The following is a 20,440-nucleotide window of genomic DNA, read 5'->3' as shown; positions in this document are numbered from 1 at the left end:
GGGGTCGGCGGCCGAGGCTGCTTCCCTGGGTGATTGGAAGCTTTGGGACACGTACGGGCCCGAAAAACTGTCCCAAAGCCTCCAATCGCCGACTGCGGTGCCCTGGTGGGCGTCCCGCCAGCCCCTGTTTGAACTCGTTCGTAAGCCGCTAAGTGGCTTTACGCTCCTTGCGTAGACCACTATTCTGCACCTCGAAGTGCAGCATGCTGAACAGAGTCGAACCTCCTGGATGGCCCTCGTGAACCTCCCCCGCGCAGCCCGCTCCCCGTCGCCCGACGCGACCGCGGCCGTGGGCGCCGCCACGCAGCCGGAGGCTGTCGCGGCGCCCGGAGGCGGACCGGGCCCGAGGAGGCGACGGGGCTCCCTCGGCCCCGTCGGGCTGGTGCTCGCCGGATGCGTGTCCGTTCAGTTCGGTGGGGCGCTGGCCGTGAGTCTGATGTCGCGGGCGGGGGCGCTCGGGGTGGTGAGCCTGCGGCTTGTGGTCGCCGCCGTCGTGCTGGTCGTCGTCTGCCGGCCGCGGCTGCGGGGGCATTCGCGGGCCGACTGGGGAACCGTCATCCTCTTCGGCATCACCATGGCCGCCATGAACGGGCTCTTCTACCAGGCGGCCGCCCGCATCCCGCTCGGCCCCGCCGTCACCCTCGAAGTGCTCGGGCCCCTCGCGCTCTCCGTCCTGGCCTCCCGTCGCGCCATCAACTTCGTCTGGGCCGGCCTCGCCCTCGCGGGCGTCTTCCTGCTCGGTGGCGGAGGCTTCGGCTCGCTCGATCCGGTCGGCGTCGCGTTCGCCCTGTCCGCGGGGGCGATGTGGGCGGCGTACATCATCTTCAGTGCGCGTACGGGCCGCCGATTCCCCCAGGCCGACGGGCTCGCGCTGGCCATGGTGATCGGGGCGGTGCTGTTTCTCCCGCTGGGCATCGTCGAGTCGGGGGCGAAGCTCCTGAACCCGACCACGATCGCCCTGGGCGCCGCGGTCGCCGTTCTCTCCTCCGTCCTCCCGTACACCCTCGAACTCCTCGCCCTGCGCCACCTCCCCGCCTCCACCTTCGCGATCATGATGAGCCTCGAACCGGCCATCGCCGCCATCGCCGGTTTCCTCATCCTCAGCCAGACCCTCACACTGACGGAGTCCCTCGCGATCGGCCTGGTCATCGCGGCGAGCATGGGTGCGGTACGGACGCAGGTGGGGCGGGGAAAGGCCCGGAACGTCAGCTGAGTCGTCGCACGGCACCGGCGCCCCGAGGGGCCGCAGGCCCCTTAAGGGGCGCGGGGCTGTATCAATTTGCGGCTCCGCCGCGCGGGCGACCAGCCACGACGAACCCGCAGCTTCGAACCACCCCTCCCGCGGAGCGCCCCGCTGGGAAAATTTCCAAGCATGCTTGCTTGTTTTTCCGGCGGCTGCCATGCTCCAGGCACACCACGCCACACCCGCCGTCCCCGGAGGGCCCTGTGTCCGACCCCACGCCCGTACTCGACGACCTGCGCGACGAGAGCGACGAACTCGACCGGCTCGTAAGGGAGTTGACCGAGGGCGAGTGGGCGCGTGCGACGCCCGCGCCCGGCTGGAGCGTCGCCCACCAGATCGCGCACCTCGCCTGGACCGACCGGGCCGCGCTGCTCGCCGTGCACGACCCGGAGGCCTTCGCGAGGCAGGTGCAGAAGGCCTTCGGGTCCTCGGACACCTTCGTGGACGAGGGCGCCGAGGAAGGCGCCGGACTCCCGCCCGCCGAGCTCCTCGCGCGGTGGCGTAAGAGCCGGGCGCTCCTGCAGGTCGCGCTGCGAGCGGCACCGCCCTGCGCGCGCTTCGCCTGGTTCGGGCCGCCGATGTCCACCGCCTCCATGGCCACCGGCCGGATCATGGAAACCTGGGCCCACGGGCAGGACATCGCCGACGCGCTCGGCCTCGTGCGCACCCCCACCAACCGCCTCCGCCACGTCGTACGCATCGGCGTCCGCGCCCGCGACTTCGCCTTCTCCGTACGGGGGTTGAGCGCGCCGGAAGAGGAGTTCCGCGTCGAGCTCGTGGCGCCGTCGGGGGACGACGTGTGGGCGTACGGCCCTGAAGACGCACCCCAGCGCGTCACCGGACCCGCGCTCGACTTCTGCCTGCTGGTCACCCGGCGCGCCCACCGCGCCGACCTCGCAGTGCAGGCCGAAGGTCCGGACGCCGACCGGTGGCTGGACATCGCCCAGGCCTTCGCGGGACCTCCGGGCGCGGGACGCGAGCCTAAAGGGCCCAAGGGAGCCACCGGGTGAGCCCGGAAACGATCCCGGAGACGCGCCCGGAGACGCGCCCGGAACAGACCCCACCCCTCCGCATCGGCAACGCCTCCGGCTTCTACGGCGACCGCTTCGACGCGATGCGCGAAATGCTCACCGGCGGCCCCCTGGACGTCCTCACCGGCGACTACCTCGCCGAACTCACCATGCTCATCCTGGGACGGGATCGGCAAAAAGACCCCGCCGCCGGATACGCCCGCACCTTCCTGCGCCAGCTGGAGGAGTGCCTCGGGCTCGCGCACGAGCGAGGCGTACGCATCGTCGCCAACGCCGGTGGCCTCAGCCCGGCCGGACTCGCCGACGCCGTAAGGGAGTTGGCGGACCGCCTCGGCATCCCGGTCCGCGTCGCCCACGTCGAAGGCGACGACCTCACCGCCCGGTACTCCGGCAGCCTCGCCGCGCACGCCTACCTCGGCGGCTTCGGTATCGCCGCCTGTCTGCGCGCGGGCGCGGACATCGTCGTCACCGGCCGTGTCACCGATGCCGCGCTGGTCACCGGGCCCGCCGTCGCCCACTTCGGCTGGCGGCAGGACGACCACGACCGGCTTGCGGGCGCCGTCGTCGCCGGGCACATCCTGGAGTGCGGCACCCAGGCCACCGGCGGCAACTACGCCCGCTTCACCGACCACCCCCGGAGCACCTTCCTCCACCCCGGCTTCCCGCTCGCCGAAGTCCACGCGGATGGTTCGAGCGTCATCACCAAGCACGACGGCACCGGCGGCGTCGTGGACATCGGCACGGTCACCGCGCAGCTCCTGTACGAGACGGGCGCCGTCCGGTACGCGGGCCCCGATGTCACCGCCCGCCTCGACTCCGTACGGCTCACCCAGGAGGGCCCGGATCGCGTACGCATCGACGGCGTACGCGGCGAGCCCCCACCGCCCACCCTCAAAGTCGGCCTCAACCGGCTCGGCGGCTTCCGCAACCAAGTCGTCTTCGTTCTCACGGGACTTGAGGTCGAGCAGAAGGCGGCCCTCGTACGGGACCAGATGGAAGCCGCACTGGCGAATGCCAAGGCCCGCCCCAATGAGGTGAGTTGGGAGCTGGCCCGCACCGACCGGGCCGACGCCCCGACCGAGGAGACCGCGAGCGCGCTGCTGCGGCTCGTGGTGCGGGACGCCGATCCCGAGGTGGTGGGGCGCGCGCTGAGCGGGGCCGCGGTCGAGCTGGCGCTGGCCAGTTACCCGGGATTCCATGTCACGGCGCCACCCGGGAAGGGCAGCCCGTATGGAGTCTTCGAGGCCGCGTACGTCGAGCAGGGCGCCGTCCCGCACACGGCCGTGCTGCCCGACGGCAGCCGCGTACGCATCGATCCGCCGACCCGGACGCGCCCGCTCGCGAACATGGACGAAGAGCTGGTGCTGCCCGGGCCGTTGCCCGACGGCCGGGTGCGGCGGGCGCCGCTCGGGCGAGTCGCCGGCGCCCGCAGCGGCGACAAGGGCGGCGACGCGAACGTCGGCCTCTGGGCCCCCACGCACGATGCCTGGCGCTGGCTCGCGCACGCCCTCACCGTCGACCGCTTCCGCGAACTCCTCCCGGAGACCGCCGACTTGACGGTCGTACGACACGTGCTGCCCAATCTCCGCGCCCTGAACTTCGTCGTCGAGGGACTCCTCGGCGAGGGCGTCGCCTCGCAGGCCCGCTTCGACCCGCAGGCCAAGGCCCTCGGCGAATGGCTCCGCTCCCGTCACCTGGACATCCCGGAGGCGCTCCTATGACCGTCCTGGCGACCGCGCTCGACACCACAGGCCCCGACTACACGGCCCACCGCGAAGCCATGCTCGGCAAGCTCGCCGAACTCGACGCCGAGCACGCGAAGGCCCTCGCGGGCGGCGGCGAGAAGTACGTCACCCGGCACCGCGAACGCGGCAAGCTGCTCGCCCGCGAACGCATCGAGCTGTTGCTGGATCCCGACACGCCGTTCCTCGAACTCTCGCCGCTCGCCGCCTGGGGGAGCGAGTACTCCGTCGGCGCCTCGCTCGTCACCGGGATCGGCGTCGTCGAGGGCGTGGAGTGCCTGATCACCGCGAACGACCCGACCGTACGCGGCGGAGCCAGCAACCCCTGGAGCCTGAAAAAGGCGCTGCGGGCCAATGACATCGCCCTCGCCAACCGGCTGCCGTGCATCAGCCTGGTGGAGTCCGGTGGCGCCGATCTGCCCTCCCAGAAGGAAATCTTCATCCCTGGGGGCGCGATTTTCCGCGACCTCACCAGGCTGTCCGCCGCCGGGATCCCGACCGTGGCGGTCGTCTTCGGGAACTCGACCGCCGGAGGCGCGTACATCCCCGGGATGTCCGACCACGTGATCATGGTCAAGGAGAGGGCGAAAGTGTTCCTCGGCGGGCCGCCCTTGGTGAAGATGGCCACCGGCGAGGAGAGCGACGACGAGTCCCTGGGCGGCGCCGAGATGCACGCGCGCGTGTCGGGCCTCGCGGACCACTTCGCGGTCGACGAACCGGACGCCCTCCGCCAGGCCCGCCGGGTGATCGCCCGCCTCAACCACCGCAAGGCGTACGACGATCCGGGGCCGGCCGCGCCCCCCAAGTACGACGAGGACGAGCTCCTGGGCATCGTCCCCGGCGACCTGAAGGTGCCCTTCGACCCGCGCGAGGTCATCGCCCGTATCGTCGACGGCTCCGACTTCGACGAGTTCAAGTCGCTCTACGGGACGAGCCTCACCACCGGGTGGGCCACACTCCACGGCTATCCGGTGGGCGTGCTGGCCAACGCCCAAGGGGTGCTGTTCAGCGAGGAGTCCCAGAAGGCGGCCCAGTTCATCCAGCTCGCCAACCAGCGCGACATCCCGCTGCTGTTCCTGCACAACACCACCGGCTACATGGTCGGCAAGGAGTACGAGCAGGGCGGCATCATCAAGCACGGCGCGATGATGATCAACGCGGTGTCCAACTCGACGGTCCCGCACCTGTCCGTGCTCATGGGGGCCTCCTACGGGGCCGGTCACTACGGGATGTGCGGGCGGGCGTACGACCCGCGTTTCCTGTTCGCCTGGCCCAGCGCCAAGTCGGCCGTCATGGGGCCTCAACAGCTCGCCGGAGTCCTGTCGATCGTGGCCCGGCAGTCCGCGGCGGCCAAGGGGCAGCCGTACGACGAGGACGGCGACGCGGCGCTGCGCGCCATGGTGGAGCAGCAGATCGAAGCCGAGTCGCTGCCGATGTTCCTGTCCGGGCGGCTGTACGACGACGGGGTCATCGACCCGCGCGACACCCGCACCGTCCTCGGCCTGTGCCTGTCCGCGATCCACACGGCGCCCTATGAGGGCGTACGCGGTGGCTTCGGCGTCTTCCGGATGTGAGGAGAGGGAGCCCGTGATTTCCCGTGTGCTGGTCGCCAACCGGGGCGAGATCGCCTGCCGTGTCTTCCGCACCTGCGGTGAGTTGGGAATCCGAACGGTCGCCGTGTACTCGGACGCCGACGAAAACGCCCTCCACGCGCGCGTGACCGACGCGGCGGTACGGCTGCCGGGCGCGGCGCCATCGGATACGTACCTCCGCGGCGAACTGATTGTGAAGGCGGCCCTGAATGCGGGCGCGGACGCCGTGCACCCCGGCTACGGCTTCCTCTCCGAGAACGCCGACTTCGCGCGCGCCGTCCTCGACGCGGGCCTCGTCTGGATCGGCCCGCCGCCCGAGGCGATCGAGGCGATGGCCTCCAAGACACGCGCCAAGGAGCTGATGGGGCTCGCCTCGCTGACCGACGCCAAGGACGTCACCGAGGACGACCTGCCCGTCCTGGTGAAGGCCGCCGCGGGCGGAGGCGGGCGCGGTATGCGTGTCGTACGCCGACTCGGCGACCTGGAAGGCGAGTTGGCGGCAGCGCGGGCCGAGGCCCAGAGCGCCTTCGGAGACGGCCAAGTCTTCATCGAGCCCTACGTGGAGGGCGGTCGGCATGTCGAGGTGCAGATCCTGGCCGACACGCACGGCACGGTGTGGCCGCTCGGCACCCGCGACTGCTCCCTCCAGCGCCGCCACCAGAAGGTGATCGAGGAGGCCCCGGCACCGGGTTTGACATCCGAACTGACCGACTCCTTGTACGCGATGGCGGTACGAGCGGCCCGTACGGTCGGCTACGTGGGCGCGGGCACGGTCGAGTTCCTCGTAGCCGACGGCAAGGCGCACTTCCTGGAGATGAACACCCGGCTCCAGGTCGAACACCCCGTCACGGAGGCGGTGTTCGGCATCGACCTCGTGGCCCTCCAGATCCGGATCGCCGAGGGCGCCGCCCTGGACGGCAGCCCACCGCTCCCCTCCGGCCACGCGATCGAGGCCCGCCTCTACGCGGAAGACCCGGCGAACGGCTGGACCCCACAGACCGGCACCCTGCACCGCCTCACCGTCCCCGGAATCCGCCTCGACACGGGCTACGAGGACGGCGACACGATCGGCGTCCACTACGACCCGATGCTCGCCAAGGCCGTCGCCCACGCCCCCACACGCGCGGAGGCCCTGCGCAAGCTGGCAGGCGCCCTGGAGAGGGCGACGATCCACGGCCCGGTCACCAACCGAGACCTCCTCGTACGCTCGCTCCGGCACCCGGAGTTCACGTCGGGCCGCATGGACACGGGCTTCTACGACCGGCACCTGGGCGAGCTGACGACGCCTGCGCCGGACCCGTACGGACCCCTGGCCGCCGCCCTCGCCGATGCGCAAGGCCGCTCCCGCTTCGGCGGCTGGCGCAACCTGCCGTCACAGCCGCAGACCAAGCGCTACCTGATGGACGGCACCGAGCACGAGGTCCGCTACCACCACACCCGCCTCGGTCTGACCGCCGACGGGGTACGCGTCCTGCACACGGCCGCCGACCGGGTCGTACTCGAAGTGGACGGCGTACGAAGGAACTTCGACGTGGCCCGCTACGGCGACGAGGTGTACGTGAACACCACCGCCCTCAAGGCCCTCCCCCGCTTCCCCGACCCCACGGCCCAGCAAGAGCCCGGCTCCCTGCTGGCACCGATGCCGGGCACGGTCGTACGGGTCGCTGAGGGGCTGGCCGAGGGGTCCGTTGTGCGGGCAGGGGAGCCCCTCATCTGGCTGGAGGCAATGAAGATGGAACACAAGATCTCGGCGCCGGTCTCGGGCACGCTGAGCGCCCTGCACGCGACTCCAGGCCAGCAGGTAGAGCCCGGCACCTTGCTAGCGGTGGTCCAGGACAACGAACCCCCTTCCCCCTGAGGAGCCCCATGTCCCCCGTCGTGGAAACCGAAGAACACGCAGCCCTCCGATCAGCAGTCGCAGCCCTGGGCAAACGCCACGGCCGCAACCACACCCCCGAAGATCTCTGGTCCGAGACAGCCAAACTCGGCTACCTAGGAGTCAACCTCCCCGAGGAATACGGCGGCGGAGGCGGCGGCATATCCGAACTCTCCATAGTCCTGGAGGAGTTGGGAGCCGCAGGCTGCCCCCTCCTCATGATGATCGTGTCGCCGGCGATCTGCGGCACGGTAATCGCCCGCTTCGGCACAACAGAGCAGAAGCAGGAGTGGCTGCCCGGCCTCGCAGACGGCACCCGCCTCATGGCCTTCGGCATCACCGAACCGGACGCCGGCTCCAACAGCCACCGCCTCACCACCACAGCCCGCCGCGACGGCAATGGCACCGACTGGCTCCTCACCGGCCGTAAGGTCTTCATCTCCGGCGTGGACAAGGCCGACGCCACCCTCATCGTCGGCCGCACGGAAGACGCACGTACGGGCAGGCTCAAGCCCTGCCTGTTCATCGTCCCGCGCGACACGGCCGGCTTCGAGCACCGCCGCATCGACATGGAACTCCACACCACGGAGTACCAGTTCGAGCTCACCCTCGACGACGTACGACTGCCCGCCGACGCACTGGTCGGCGACGAAGACGCCGGCCTGCTCCAGCTCTTCGCCGGGCTCAATCCGGAGCGCATCATGACGGCCGCGTTCGCGATCGGCATGGGCCGCTACGCGCTCTCCAGGGCGGTCGAATACGCCCGCGAGCGCACCGTATGGAAGGAACCCATCGGCGCCCACCAGGCCATCGCGCACCCCCTCGCGCAGGCCCACATCGACCTCGAACTCGCCCGCCTGATGATGCAGAAGGCCGCCGCCCTGTACGACGCGGGCGACGACACCGCCGCAGGAGAGGCCGCCAACATGGCGAAGTACGCGGCGGGCGAGGCCTGCGTGAAAGCCGTCGACCAGGCCGTACACACCCTCGGCGGCAACGGCCTGACCAGCGAGTTCGGCCTCGCCTCGCTCATCACGGCGTCCCGTGTGGCCCGAATCGCCCCCGTCAGCCGGGAGATGATTCTCAACTACGTCTCCCACCAGACCCTGGGCCTGCCCAAGTCGTACTGACCGGCACCCGCTGTGACAGGCACGCGAGGAGGAACCATGTTCCGCAGCGAATACGCAGTCCCGCGACGGGAACAGAGGGAGCGCGCATGACCCTGGTCCGCCGGTCGCACGAGCGCGGCATCACCACCCTCACCCTCGACTCACCGGCCAACCGCAACGCCCTGTCCATCGCCCTCGTGGCCGAACTGGCGGACGCGCTGAAACAGAGCGGCAAGGACGGCGACGTACGCGCCGTCGTCCTCACCCACACCGGGAACACGTTCTGCGCGGGCGCCGACCTGCGCTACACCCCGCAGCCGACGGCGATCGTCCGGCTGCTGAGGCAGATCATCGAGCTGCGCAAACCCGTCGTGGCCCGGATCACCGGGCACGTACGGGCGGGCGGCCTCGGCCTGCTCGGCGCCTCCGACATCGCGGTCGCGGGCGCCGAGGCCACCTTCGCCTTCACGGAGGTACGCATCGGCGTCGCGCCCGCCGTCATCTCGTTGCCGCTCCTGCACCGCACCGACCCACGCGCCCTCAGCCGCTACTACCTCACCGGCGAGGACTTCGGATCGGCCGAAGCGGCACGCATCGGCCTGCTGACGGCGGCCGGCAGCGACGTAGACGAAGTGCTCGAACCCATCCTCGACGGCCTGCGCCGAGCCTCCCCCCAAGGCCTGCGGGAGACGAAGCGGCTGCTCACGGCTAAGGTGCTGGAATCCTTCCACCAGGACGCCGGCGAACTGGCCGGGCTCTCGGCCCGCCTGTTCGCCTCCGCCGACGCCCGCGAGGGCATAACGTCCCTCCTCGAACGACGGGATCCCGAATGGGTGCTGTGAACGCCGGGCTTGTGGACCCCAAGCAGGACCGCGCCCCCAAGCAGGACCGCGCCCCCAAGCAGGACCGCAGCCGCGCCACCCGCAAGCGACTCCTGGAGGCCGCCGTCGCCTGCCTCGCCGAACACGGCTGGGCGGGCTCCACGGTCTCCGTCGTCGCCGAACGCGCCGGGGTCTCCCGCGGCGCCGCCCAGCACCACTTCCCGACCCGCGAGGACCTCTTCACGGCAGCGGTCGAGTACGTCGCCGAACAGCGCTCCACCGCCCTGCGCGACCTCTTCCCCGACGGCCCCGCGGACCGCCGCGCCGTCGTACGCGCCCTGGTCGACCTCTACACGGGCCCACTGTTCCGCGCCGCCCTCCACCTCTGGGTCGCCGCCTCCAACGAGGACCAACTCCGCCCCCGCGTCACGGAGTTGGAGGCCCGAGTAGGCCGCGAAACCCACCACATAGCCGTGGACCTCCTCGGCGCGGACGAATCCCGCCCCGGCGTCCGCGAAACCGTCCAGGGCCTCCTGGACATGGCCCGAGGCCTCGGCCTCGCCAACCTCCTCACGGACGACGGCGCGAGGCGAGAGCGGGTCGTCGCGCAATGGGGAGAGATCTTGGACGGGGTGCTCGACTGACACCCCACGGACCCCGAATCGCGCACGGACTCCGGCCCAACACGGACCCCCGGCCGCTCAGGGACTGAGCCGCTCCACCCGCCACCCACCGCCCGGCGTCGCCACATACCGCAGCCGGTCGTGGAGCCGGTTCTCCCGCCCCTGCCAGAACTCGACCGTCTGCGGCTCGACACGGAAACCACCCCAGTTCGGCGGCACCGGAACCTGCTCGCCCTCCGGGTAACGCGCGGCCAACTCCGCGTACGCCGCGTCGAGTTCGGCCCGCGAGGACACGACAGCGGACTGCGTGCTGGCCCAGGCGCCGAGCTGGGAGCCATGCGGACGGGTCCGGAAGTACGCGGCCGTCTCATCACGCCCCGTACGCCGCGCGACACCGCTGACGACGACCTGGCGGGCCAGTGCGTGCCAGGGGAACAGCAGCGAGACGTACGCGTTCTCCGCCAGATCGCGCGCCTTACGGGACGCGTAGTTCGTGTAGAAGACGAAACCCCGCTCGTCGAACTGCTTCAGCAGCACCGTCCGCGAACTCGGCAGCCCCGCCGCGTCCACCGTGGACACCACCATGGCGTTCGGCTCGTACACCGCGCCCTGCGCCGCGGCCTTCGCCGCCTGCCGGAACCAGTGCGCGAACTGCTCCATCGGGTGGTCGGCCAGCTCGGTCTCGTCGAGTCCCTCGGCCCGGTACTGCTTACGCATCAGGGCCGGGTCGAGGACGGGGTCATGGTCGGTCACGCGGTCATCTTGCCGCATCCCGATCGCCCCACACCGAGGGGTCCCCGCCGGGCGTGTGCTTCCTCACACATGGCACTGAGTGCCGCGAACTCTCCCCAAAGGTGGCACCAAGGGATATCGTCCTGTGGCCGAAACGGGTGACCGCCCGCCGCAGCGGGCATCACCGGGGTACGCACGCACGTACGGACCGCGAGTCCAGCAACGACCGCGGAACCGCACGTCGGCAACCCGCCCATGACTGACGTACGCACAACCGGCAACCCCGAACGCAACCCCAAAAACCCAATCCCGAAAACGCAACCCCGCACCGCACCATCCGTCGCCCACATCATGAGGAGCCGCCTGATGTCCGACTTCGTACCCGGACTCGAGGGAGTCGTCGCTTTCGAGACGGAGATCGCCGAACCGGACAAGGAGGGCGGCGCCCTGCGATACCGGGGCGTCGACATCGAGGATCTGGTCGGCCATGTCTCCTTCGGCAACGTCTGGGGGCTCCTCGTCGACGGCGCCTTCAACCCCGGCCTGCCGCCCGCCGAGCCCTTCCCGATCCCCGTCCACTCCGGCGACATCCGCGTGGACGTCCAGTCGGCCCTCGCCATGCTGGCACCCGTCTGGGGCCTCAAACCCCTGCTGGACATCGACGAACAGCAAGCCCGCGAAGACCTCGCCCGCGCCGCCGTCATGGCCCTCTCCTACGTCGCCCAGTCCGCCCGCGGCCAGGGCCTGCCCATGGTCCCCCAGCGCGAGATCGACAAAGCCCAGTCCGTCGTCGAACGCTTCATGATCCGCTGGCGCGGCGAACCCGACCCCAAGCACGTAGCAGCAGTCGACGCCTACTGGACGTCCGCCGCCGAACACGGCATGAACGCCTCCACCTTCACGGCGCGCGTCATCGCGTCGACCGGCGCAGACGTGGCGGCGGCCCTCTCCGGCGCGGTCGGCGCCATGTCCGGCCCCCTCCACGGCGGCGCCCCCTCCCGCGTACTCGGCATGATCGAGGAGATCGAACGCACCGGGAACGCCGAAGCCTACGTACGCCAGGCCCTCGACAAGGGCGAACGCCTCATGGGCTTCGGCCACCGCGTCTACCGCGCCGAAGACCCCCGAGCCCGAGTCCTCCGCCGCACCGCCCGCGAACTCGGCGCCCCCCGCTTCGAAATCGCCGAAGCCCTCGAAAAAGCGGCCCTCGCGGAACTCCACGCCCGCCGCCCCGACCGAGTCCTGGCGACGAACGTCGAGTTCTGGGCCGCCATCATCCTCGACTTTGCCGAGGTCCCCGCCCACATGTTCACCTCGATGTTCACCTGCGCCCGCACAGCAGGCTGGTCAGCCCACATCCTGGAACAAAAGCGCACGGGCCGCCTCGTACGGCCGTCCGCGCGCTACGTGGGCCCCGGCACGCGCGACCCGCGCGAGATCGAGGGCTACGGGGACATCGCGCACTGAGCGCACCGAGTCCTCGCGTACCTGGAGCGCTGGAACGCAGACGACCCGCGAGCTCTGGTCCCCTCCGAGGAGGGAGCCGGCCGGACTTACCGGCGAGCTCGCGGGTCGGGTGACTGCTTGAGATTGGGCCGGCTGCGCGTGTCTAACCCGCGCTGGTCCGGCACCGCACTGGATGTGGTGACGGGCCGCTAGCCCGCAGCCACCTCGCTCGTCCGGGTTTCATACATGTACCGGATCACCTCCTTTCACAGCGTGGGTCCCACCCTAGGAACCGATCGCCCACCGCTCAACCGGTTTTTGTCCGTGAGCCGTTTCGTCCCTGCTCCCAGGGGTGTCTGCTCCCACGGATTCCAGAGCCCGGCGCTGAGGAAGCACGCTGGGGTGGGTCTGCTCGCCTGCAGAAAACGTAGTCATCGAGGGCACCTCGCTGATCTTGCGGATCGTGATGACTTGGGCTGGTCACTCGGCCTGTCCGTCACACGGCAAAGGCTGCGGCTTGCGGCCGAGGAGCGAGTGACCTCCCCTCTCGAGTGCATCCATCACGCTAGCGATCAAGCGGCCACAGGAAGCCAATCTCCCCCGAAGGCGCCCATATGTGCGAATCACTCCCATTCCCTGAACATGCAACGGATCTTGCTGCTAGAGCCGCATCAGACGCCGTTCGCTTCATGCCGCGGTTATCTGACGCGCTCGCTGAGGATCTTCCGTGCGCGTACCCCGCTGTCCAATGGACGCATCGGTGCTGATCAGACTCGGGCGACGCCGTGAGGCACCGCGAGGTGCGGCTGGATTCCGGCTGGCCTCGCTCCCGCTCCGGAGCCCGGCTCTCGGACAGTTCGACAGACGCCGGGTCAGGTCAGTCGGCGGCGGATCCACCAGGCGCAGAACCCGGTCAGGGCCAGGGCGAGGCCGAGGTAGAGCCCGGTCTCGGCCCATTGCAGGGTCCAGAAGTTGCCGGCGGGCTGGTAGGTCACCTGCTGCTGGTAGCCCTGGGCGCCGAGGTCGGCGAGGCAGCCGTCGAATTGCTGCGCGGTGGGCGGGCCCGATTCGGTGTGCAGGCAGTCGGCGAAGGACGACGGTACCGGGACCGGCTGACCGGCGGCGTTCAGCGTCTGCTGGGAGGTGAGCCAGGCGCCGGGCACTTCGGGGTGCGTGACGATCTGCTTGGCGCCCTCCTGGATGCTGATGGGGGCGCCGCCGGGCTCGATCGGCACGGTGGTCCGGTCCGTGGCGGCCAGGTGGGGCCGGATCCACATCGGCACGGTGATCTGGACGGTGGCGTAGACGACGAGCGTGGTGGCCATCGCGGGCAGGGTGCGGCGGATGACGAGGCCGAGGGCGACGCCCAGGACGAAGGCGAAGGCGGCATGGGCCATGGGGGCGACGCCTCGTGCGGCGAAGGCCACGGGGTCGAGCCGCGGGAAGTACGTGTCCGTCGCGCCGCCGCCGTTGATGGCCCGGTCGATGGGGCTGCTCCACCAGCTCACGGCGAGTGCGGCCAGTCCGGCGGCGGTCATGGCGGCCGCCGCGCCGAGGCCCAGCTTGGTTGCCAGCCAGCGGGTGCGGGTGACGCCCTGGTTCCATGCGAGGTAGTGGGTGCCGGTCTCCAGTTCACGGGAGATCAGCGGTGCGCCCCAGAACATCCCGATGACGGCCGGTACGGCGAGTACACCCAGCAGTCCGGCGTAGTAGAGGGTCTGGTCCGCGCTGGAGACCCGGTCCACCAGGCTGCTGCCGGCGGTTCGGTAGAGGTCGGCCAGTTGCGGGCCGGTGGCCGCGAGGGTGGCGGCGAGGGCGGTCACCGCGGCGAAGATCACGGCGGCCTGGGTGCGGAACTGGCGCCAGGTCAGCCAGATCATCGGAGGACCTCCAGTGCGGGTCGGGTGTCACGTACCGCATCGGCGGGCCGGGTCATGTAGGCCAGGACGATGTCTTCCAGGTCGAGCGGGCTGACGGTCCAGACGGGATCGTGGACCGCGGTGTCGGTGCGCACCAGGAGGGTGGTCTGCCGGTCGGTGTGGCTGGCGGTGATGACGTGCTGACCGGCCGGGAGCGTGTCCGGGGCTCGGCGCGGTCCGGTGAGGCGGTGGTGGCAGGCGACCAGGTCGTCGATGTCGCCGGCCACCTGGACCCGGGAGTCGACCAGGACGATGACGTAGTCGCAGGTCCGTTCCACGTCGGAGACCAGGTGGGAGGAGAGCACGACGCTCAGCTCGTGTTCGGCGACGGCCTCCATCAGGTCCTGCATGAACTCCCTGCGGGCGAGGGGGTCGAGTGCGGCGACCGGCTCGTCCAGGATCAGCAGCTCGGGCCGCTTGGCGAGGCCCAGGGTGAGGGCGAGCTGCGCACGCTGACCGCCGGACAGCCTCCCGGCCTTCTGTTTGAGGTCCAGGCCGAGCTGACGGATGCGGTCGCGGGCCAGGGCGTCGTCCCAGCCGGGGTTGAGGCGGGCACCGAGCCGCAGGTGATCGGCGATGCTCAGGGCGGCGTAGGTGGGGGTGTCCTGGGCGACGAAGCCGACCTTGGCCAGCTGCGCGGGGCCGCTGGCGGGACGGCCGCCGCACACCTCGATCGTGCCCGCGGTCGGGGTCAGCATCCCGGAGGCAAGGTTCAACAGGGTGGACTTTCCTGCCCCGTTGGGGCCGACCAGGCCGACGACCCGCCCGGCGGGCACGTCCAGGTCGCAGTTCTGCAGCGCCCAGCGCTGCTTGTATCTCTTGCCCAGGTCCTGGGCTCGTAAGACGGCGCTCACGCTATGTCCTCTCCAGCGGCGGTCCGAAAGGTGTTCATGAACAGGGCCTCGATGGACTCGTCGTCGAGCCCGGCCAGGCGGGCTTTGGCCAGCCAGCGCCGCAGGTCCTTCTGGAGCGGTCCGTGCGCGGCGAGCGAGGCGTCGGCCAGCGTCCGGGTCACGAATGTCCCCACCCCTGGCCGGGCGGCCACCAGCCCCTCGTGCTCAAGCTCCCGGTACGCCTTGAGCACGGTGTTCGGGTTGACCGCCATCTGCCGGGCCACCTCCTTGACCGTGGGGAGCCTGTCCCCTTCCTTGAGCAGGCCGAGCCGCAGCGCGTGGCGCACCTGCTGGACCAGCTGCTGGTACGGAGACAGGCCAGAACGGCCGTTCAGGTGGAACTCAATCACCAGTTCCTCCATTTATCTAGTTGTCTAGCACTTTAAGCTTCTAGTGCGAAGGTCTGTCAAGACAAGGTCATCGTGAGGATGATGGCGACGCGGCGCCTGGCCGCGGACAGTTCGCAAGTCGTACACGCCCGTGATCTCGGGAAGGCAGGGCGCGCATGCGCGTAGTGACGTGGAACCTCTGGTGGCGGTTCGGGCCTTGGGAGGAGCGGCGGAAGGCGGTTCTGGCCGTGTTGCGGGATTTGCGGCCGGATGTGGTGGGGCTGCAGGAGGTGTGGGCCTGTGGTGGGGAGAACCTGGCGGGGTGGCTGGCGGATGAGTTGGGGCTGTACTGGACTTGGGCCGCTTCGGAGGCGCCCGAGTGGTGGCAGCAGAGGCTCGGGGACTCGACGGTAGATCTCGGCAACGCCGTGCTCAGTCGGTGGCCCATCGTGGACCGGGCGGTGGTGCGCTTGCCGAAGCCTGAGGGGGAGGACGACGGGCGGCTGGCGCTGTATACGCGGCTGGACGCGCCGGGCCATCCGGTGCCGTTCTTCACGACCCACCTGACCTCCCTCACTCACGCTTCGGCGGTGCGGTGCGAACAGGTCCGCGTTCTCGCCGGGTTTGTCGCGGATCATCGCGGCGGGACGGCGTTTCCGCCGGTCGTCACCGGGGATTTCAACGCCTGGCCCGACTCGGACGAGATCCGGCTGTTCGGCGGCTACAAAACGGCACCGGCCGTCCCCGGGCAGGTGTTCCTCGACGCCTGGGAGTACGCGGATCCAGGGACCCCGGCGGCCACCTGGGCCGCGGCCAATCCCTACATCAAGCCCGGCAATCCCGACGTCCGCCTGGACTACATCCACGTCGGACCGCCGGGCCCGGACGCGCTCGGCCACGTGCGCTCGGTGCACCGCGCGGGCGACGGTCCCGTCGACGGCGTATGGCCGTCCGACCATGCGGCGGTCGTCGCGGACTTGGCGTCGGTACCGTCCGACTGACTGGCATGGGGGCCGCGGGACGTGTGAGGTGCATTTCCGGGGTGCAACGATTTTCTTCAATCTTGTGGGAACCCGGTGTGTGCTGCGTCACGTTCGAGTTGAATGATTACTAGTGAGTGATTCGCAGTGAGGGAACGGGCGCGCGGGCGAACCGCGCAGGACACGCCGACACGGCCTGCAGGGGGTGCCAGGTGAGTGCTTCCCGGCGTAGTGGGACCACGGACGAGCTCGGGCCGCAGGAGCCCGAGCGGGACGGGGCCGATCTGCTTGCCGCTTTGCTGGATGGGATGGACGCGGCGTTGTGCGCGTTCGACGCCGACGGTGTCGTGACCCATTGGAACCGTGAGGCGGAGCGGATTCTCGGGTGGAGCGCGGAGGAAGCGGTCGGCCGGCGCGGGTTCGCCGGGTGGGCCGTGCGGACCGCGGACGCCGAGGAGGTCGAGAGCCGGCTGATGTCGGCGATGCACGCTCCGGGCCGGCAGGTGCACGAGTTCGCGCTGCTCACCAAGGACGGTGGACGGGTCCTCGTACGAACGCAGTCCGCGGCCGTGCGGGGGCCCAACGGGAAGCCCGCGGGGGTCTACTGCGCCTTCAGTGAGGTGCACGCGCAGATCGATCTGGAGCGGTCGATCGCCCTGAGCGAGGCGCTGCTCGAGGACGCGTCATGGGGCGTCGTACTCGTCGACGCCGATCTGCGGCCCGCCGTGGTCAACGCGCACGCGGCTCGGGCGCTCGGCATAGGGCGTACGGCCGTACTGGGGCGCCCGCTGGGTGAGTTGCTCGCGCAGGGTGTCGAGGAGCTGGAGAGTGCGCTGACGCATGTGCTCGCCGAGGGGGCGCCGCCCGCGCCCGCCGAGATGTGGGTGACCGTGCGCACGCCGGAGGGCGAGAAGCGGCGGTGCTGGCGGAGTGGCTTCCTGCGTCTGTCCTCGCCGCTCGCGGAGGAGCCCGTACCGCTCGGTGTCGGCTGGCTCTTCCAGGACGTGACCGAGAGCAAGCAGAGCGAGCAGGAGGCCTCGCAGCTGCGGTTCCGGGCCAACCAGCTGCACCGCGCCGCGCGCGCGGCGGCCGAGTGCGAGGACCCGGCCGAGGCCGCGGTCGTCCACCTGGACTTCTCGCTGGCCGGGTTCGCCGATCACGCGCTGATCGACCGGGTCGCGGGCGGCTCCGTACGGGACGGCGAGGAGACGGTTCGCCTCGTACGGGCCGCCGCCACGCCCTCGGGCGCTCCCGGCCCCAGCCTGCCCGCTGACGGACGTGCCGGGCTGCCCGCGCGGTACGCCGAAGGGCATCCCGCCTTCCAGTGTGTGGAGCGGATCGGTTCCGTACGCGCCAGTGCGGGCGCGTCGGATCCCGAGCAGATCCGCGAGTGGGCCGTCGCCCGGCAGTGGCCGGCCGACGCGGTGCACGCCCTGTGCGCGGTGCTGCGCAGCCGGGGCCGGACCCTGGGCGTCGTGACGTTCCTGAGGGGCGCCAGCCGTACGCAGTTCGAGCGGACCGACGCGATGTACGCCGAGGACGTCGCCGTACGGATCGCCGCGCTGCTGGACCTGGCGGATGAGCGTCTTGCGGAGGGACGGGAGCGGGGCTGAGCCGCGCCACCGGCACCCTCACCGCCGGTACCGGTTCACCGCAGAGAGAAGATCCGGTTCACCGGAGATAGAAGATCCGGTCCGCGTACTCCTCGAAGACGCGAGCGTTCCATTCATGGCCCCCGTCCACGTTCCCCGAGCGCAGGAGCGGGGGCTCGATGCCGCGGTCCGCGAGGGCGCCCGCCGCGGTGGCCATGACCGCCTGGAGGAGCGCCGAGGTGACGACGCCGGAGGCGGGGGCGAAGGGGGCGGGGACGGTGTCGAGGGTGAGTTCCGCGTCGCCGATCGCGATCTTCGAGTCGAGGACGAGGTCGCAGTGGTCCTTGAGGTACGTACCCGAGGCGTGCCGGGACTTCGTCTCGGAGGCGTACGCGACCGATGTGACCCCGATGACCTTGAGGCCCAGGGCGCGGGCGTGCATGGCCATCTCGATGGGCAGGGCGTTGCGTCCGGAGAGGGAGATGATCACGAGGAGGTCTCCCGCGCGCGCGGGGCTGGAGTCGAGGACGGCGGCGGCGAGGCCTTCGACGCGTTCCAGGGCGGAGCCGAGTGTGGCCGGTACGACGTCCACGCCGACGGCGCCCGGTACGGCGAGCAGGTTCATGAGCGCGAGGCCGCCCGCCCGGTAGACGATCTCCTGCGCGGCCAGCGAGGAGTGTCCGGCGCCGAAGGCGAACAGCCGTCCCTCGGCGGCGACCGTGTCGGCGATCAGCGTCCCGGCGGCCGCGATGCCCTCGGCCTCCTCGTCCCGCACCCGCTCCAGGAGCCCGATCGCGGCATCGAAGAACCGCCCGCCCAACTCGCTCCCACTGTTCGTCACCGGCGAAGCCCCTTCGAAGTCGCGTCGCTGAGCGCGCGCCGGGGAAGCCACTGAACCGCCGCCCCGCCACGGCCGTACTCCCGGTCGTGCCGCGGATCACGTTGCGGTCTGGACCAGTGCGCTGTCAATACGGCGACTGGGCGGGCGCGGAGGCAGTCTTCTACCCGCAGCGCAGACATTCGTAACCCTCTGCTTTCGCCCGCACGACACGGTTGTCAGCGGGATGCGTCAGAATTGACGTCAGGGCCAGCGCACACGCCGGTGAGCCACTCAGCCTCCGGCAGATCACATCGAGGGGCACGTATGTCCGGACTGATCGACACCACGGAGATGTATCTCCGCACCATCCTCGAGCTGGAGGAGGAAGGTGTGGTCCCCATGCGCGCCCGTATCGCCGAGCGGCTCGACCAGAGCGGGCCGACCGTCAGCCAGACGGTGGCGCGGATGGAGCGCGACGGCCTGGTGGCGGTCGCCAGCGACCGGCATCTGGAGCTCACGGACGAGGGCCGCCGGCTGGCCACGCGCGTGATGCGCAAGCACCGTCTCGCGGAGTGCCTGCTCGTCGACGTGATCGGTCTGGAGTGGGAGCAGGTGCACGCCGAGGCCTGCCGCTGGGAGCACGTGATGAGTGAGGCGGTCGAGCGCCGCGTACTGGAGCTGCTGCGCCACCCGACCGAGTCGCCGTACGGGAATCCGATCCCGGGCCTGGAGGAGCTGGGCGAGAAGGACGGCGCCGACCCGTTCCTGGACGAGGGCATGGTCTCGCTGGCCGACCTGGACCCCGGGACCGACGGCAAGACGGTCGTCGTACGCCGCATCGGCGAGCCCATCCAGACGGACGCCCAGCTGATGTACACGCTGCGGCGGGCCGGCGTGCAGCCCGGCTCGGTGGTCAGCGTGACGGAGTCGGCGGGTGGCGTCCTGGTGGGCAGCGGCGGCGAGGCGGCTGAGCTGGAGGCGGACACCGCTTCACATGTTTTCGTAGCGAAGCGCTGACGCCGAGTGATCGGTCGGGTTAGGGTTCCCATCTCCTCGCAGGGTCGGCCGAAGGGGCGGCTCTGGCGTGGAGAGGTTGCCCCGGGCGCCGATCAGTGGGGGTGGTGCCCGGTCGGTTCACCCCTGCCACAGGGGTGGCCGAACGCACCACGTTCATCGAAGCCATCGATGACCCGGCCTGACACGTACGCCAACTGGCCTTTCTTTGCGGGTAGTTGACCGTTCCTGAGCGCAGCGCATTCACGGGTTGCGTGTAAGTCTGTCTCTGGGAGGAGGGGGGAGACATATGCGCCACAGAACGTTCGAGGGCCCCGGCGCCCTGCGGCGCCGGGGCCTGTCCTCCCCTGTGCTGACCCGGAGCCCCGAGCTCCCAGGGTCATCCCCTGCGGACCGATTTCCCCGAGCGGCCCGCCTCCCGCAGAAGATCTCCCCTCGGCGGCGACGGTCAATCCCGGAACGAGGTCACTCGAACGAGGGGTGTTACCGTGCATGGAGCGCACTTTCGAACATGTTTTCGATAGCGTGGTGACGGAACCAGCGCACGGAACGCAGGAACAAGCAACGGGCACAACCAGCGAGCACAGGCACCAGGAGCAGCGGAACGACGAGCCAGTACGGGAGCGGCGGCCGACTCGTGTGGGACGAGGAAGCCGAGTGGATCAAGGGGGGTGCCAA

General features: G+C 70.5%; 17 protein-coding genes. 12 read left to right on the top strand and 5 right to left on the bottom strand.

What is annotated here, in order from left to right:
* Positions 1 to 238: 238 nt before the first annotated feature.
* The 8 genes from OHT21_RS19835 (at position 239) to OHT21_RS19800 (ending at position 10,058) form a co-directional block, all read left to right on the top strand.
* A complete protein-coding gene (locus tag OHT21_RS19835) occupies positions 239 to 1,213 on the top strand; it encodes an EamA family transporter (protein WP_443050398.1) in 975 nt (324 codons plus the stop codon).
* Positions 1,214 to 1,446: 233 nt separating this feature from the next.
* Positions 1,447 to 2,253, top strand: a complete 807-nt coding sequence (locus tag OHT21_RS19830; RefSeq protein WP_328769681.1) for a TIGR03084 family metal-binding protein — start codon at positions 1,447 to 1,449, stop codon at positions 2,251 to 2,253.
* Positions 2,250 to 3,995, top strand: a complete 1,746-nt coding sequence (locus tag OHT21_RS19825; RefSeq protein WP_328769680.1) for an acyclic terpene utilization AtuA family protein — start codon at positions 2,250 to 2,252, stop codon at positions 3,993 to 3,995. The genes OHT21_RS19830 and OHT21_RS19825 overlap by 4 nt, the downstream gene beginning before the upstream one ends.
* Entirely contained in the window at positions 3,992 to 5,590 is a 1,599-nt protein-coding gene (locus OHT21_RS19820) for an acyl-CoA carboxylase subunit beta (protein WP_328769679.1), read from the top strand. The genes OHT21_RS19825 and OHT21_RS19820 overlap by 4 nt, the downstream gene beginning before the upstream one ends.
* A 13-nt stretch (positions 5,591 to 5,603) precedes the next feature.
* On the top strand, positions 5,604 to 7,466 hold the full coding sequence (locus OHT21_RS19815; protein ID WP_328769678.1) for an acetyl/propionyl/methylcrotonyl-CoA carboxylase subunit alpha: 1,863 nt from the start codon (positions 5,604 to 5,606) through the stop codon (positions 7,464 to 7,466).
* Positions 7,467 to 7,474: 8 nt separating this feature from the next.
* Positions 7,475 to 8,614 carry an acyl-CoA dehydrogenase family protein gene (locus tag OHT21_RS19810; protein WP_328769677.1) on the top strand — a complete coding sequence of 380 codons (1,140 nt, stop codon included), beginning with the start codon at positions 7,475 to 7,477 and terminating at the stop codon, positions 8,612 to 8,614.
* Between the two features lie 86 nt (positions 8,615 to 8,700).
* A complete protein-coding gene (locus OHT21_RS19805; RefSeq protein ID WP_328769676.1) occupies positions 8,701 to 9,435 on the top strand; it encodes an enoyl-CoA hydratase family protein in 735 nt (244 codons plus the stop codon).
* Positions 9,423 to 10,058 (top strand): TetR/AcrR family transcriptional regulator, encoded by a 636-nt coding sequence (locus OHT21_RS19800; protein ID WP_328769675.1) that lies wholly within the window; start codon positions 9,423 to 9,425, stop codon positions 10,056 to 10,058. The genes OHT21_RS19805 and OHT21_RS19800 overlap by 13 nt, the downstream gene beginning before the upstream one ends.
* 57 nt (positions 10,059 to 10,115) lie before the next feature.
* On the opposite strand, the gene pdxH is transcribed toward OHT21_RS19800, so the two are convergent.
* Positions 10,116 to 10,808, bottom strand: coding sequence for a pyridoxamine 5'-phosphate oxidase (pdxH, locus tag OHT21_RS19795; RefSeq protein ID WP_328769674.1), 693 nt, complete (start codon positions 10,806 to 10,808; stop codon positions 10,116 to 10,118).
* 327 nt (positions 10,809 to 11,135) lie between these two features.
* Between pdxH and OHT21_RS19790 the strand changes: the two genes are divergently transcribed.
* Positions 11,136 to 12,236, top strand: coding sequence for a citrate synthase 2 (locus OHT21_RS19790; protein WP_328769673.1), 1,101 nt, complete (start codon positions 11,136 to 11,138; stop codon positions 12,234 to 12,236).
* A gap of 851 nt (positions 12,237 to 13,087) precedes the next feature.
* Here the strand turns inward: OHT21_RS19790 and OHT21_RS19785 are convergent.
* Genes OHT21_RS19785 through OHT21_RS19775 form a run of 3 tightly spaced genes read right to left on the bottom strand, consistent with a single transcriptional unit; the run spans position 13,088 to position 15,389 of the window.
* Positions 13,088 to 14,095 (bottom strand): transporter, encoded by a 1,008-nt coding sequence (locus OHT21_RS19785; protein ID WP_328769672.1) that lies wholly within the window; start codon positions 14,093 to 14,095, stop codon positions 13,088 to 13,090.
* The gene (locus OHT21_RS19780) at positions 14,092 to 14,988 is read right to left on the bottom strand and encodes an ABC transporter ATP-binding protein (RefSeq protein WP_328769671.1); all 897 of its coding nucleotides are present in this window, start codon (positions 14,986 to 14,988) and stop codon (positions 14,092 to 14,094) included. Before OHT21_RS19780 ends, OHT21_RS19785 begins: the two co-directional genes overlap by 4 nt.
* Positions 14,985 to 15,389 carry a GntR family transcriptional regulator gene (locus OHT21_RS19775; protein WP_328769670.1) on the bottom strand — a complete coding sequence of 135 codons (405 nt, stop codon included), beginning with the start codon at positions 15,387 to 15,389 and terminating at the stop codon, positions 14,985 to 14,987. Before OHT21_RS19775 ends, OHT21_RS19780 begins: the two co-directional genes overlap by 4 nt.
* A gap of 143 nt (positions 15,390 to 15,532) precedes the next feature.
* Between OHT21_RS19775 and OHT21_RS19770 the strand changes: the two genes are divergently transcribed.
* Positions 15,533 to 16,357, top strand: a complete 825-nt coding sequence (locus OHT21_RS19770) for an endonuclease/exonuclease/phosphatase family protein (RefSeq protein WP_328769669.1) — start codon at positions 15,533 to 15,535, stop codon at positions 16,355 to 16,357.
* A gap of 191 nt (positions 16,358 to 16,548) precedes the next feature.
* Positions 16,549 to 17,949, top strand: a complete 1,401-nt coding sequence (locus OHT21_RS19765) for a PAS domain-containing protein (RefSeq protein WP_328769668.1) — start codon at positions 16,549 to 16,551, stop codon at positions 17,947 to 17,949.
* 58 nt (positions 17,950 to 18,007) lie between these two features.
* On the opposite strand, the gene OHT21_RS19760 is transcribed toward OHT21_RS19765, so the two are convergent.
* Positions 18,008 to 18,748 (bottom strand): SIS domain-containing protein, encoded by a 741-nt coding sequence (locus OHT21_RS19760; RefSeq protein ID WP_328774159.1) that lies wholly within the window; start codon positions 18,746 to 18,748, stop codon positions 18,008 to 18,010.
* Between the two features lie 324 nt (positions 18,749 to 19,072).
* Between OHT21_RS19760 and OHT21_RS19755 the strand changes: the two genes are divergently transcribed.
* Positions 19,073 to 19,765: a metal-dependent transcriptional regulator gene (locus OHT21_RS19755; RefSeq protein ID WP_328769667.1), complete on the top strand. Its 693-nt coding sequence runs from the start codon at positions 19,073 to 19,075 to the stop codon at positions 19,763 to 19,765.
* The last annotated feature ends 675 nt before the right edge of the window (positions 19,766 to 20,440 follow it).

It is taken from the genome of Streptomyces sp. NBC_00286 (assembly GCF_036173125.1).
Lineage (GTDB): Bacteria > Actinomycetota > Actinomycetes > Streptomycetales > Streptomycetaceae > Streptomyces.
This window is presented reverse-complemented; position numbering and strand designations above follow the sequence as displayed.

Coding starts and splice junctions, on each gene's coding strand:
- OHT21_RS19800 (WP_328769675.1), top strand. CDS start 9,423: ATGGGTGCTGTGAACGCCGGGCTTGTGGACCCCAAGCAGGACCGCGCC.
- OHT21_RS19785 (WP_328769672.1), bottom strand. CDS start 14,095: ATGATCTGGCTGACCTGGCGCCAGTTCCGCACCCAGGCCGCCGTGATC.
- OHT21_RS19810 (WP_328769677.1), top strand. CDS start 7,475: ATGTCCCCCGTCGTGGAAACCGAAGAACACGCAGCCCTCCGATCAGCA.
- pdxH (WP_328769674.1), bottom strand. CDS start 10,808: ATGCGGCAAGATGACCGCGTGACCGACCATGACCCCGTCCTCGACCCG.
- OHT21_RS19770 (WP_328769669.1), top strand. CDS start 15,533: ATGCGCGTAGTGACGTGGAACCTCTGGTGGCGGTTCGGGCCTTGGGAG.
- OHT21_RS19820 (WP_328769679.1), top strand. CDS start 3,992: ATGACCGTCCTGGCGACCGCGCTCGACACCACAGGCCCCGACTACACG.
- OHT21_RS19775 (WP_328769670.1), bottom strand. CDS start 15,389: ATGGAGGAACTGGTGATTGAGTTCCACCTGAACGGCCGTTCTGGCCTG.
- OHT21_RS19755 (WP_328769667.1), top strand. CDS start 19,073: ATGTCCGGACTGATCGACACCACGGAGATGTATCTCCGCACCATCCTC.
- OHT21_RS19805 (WP_328769676.1), top strand. CDS start 8,701: ATGACCCTGGTCCGCCGGTCGCACGAGCGCGGCATCACCACCCTCACC.
- OHT21_RS19790 (WP_328769673.1), top strand. CDS start 11,136: ATGTCCGACTTCGTACCCGGACTCGAGGGAGTCGTCGCTTTCGAGACG.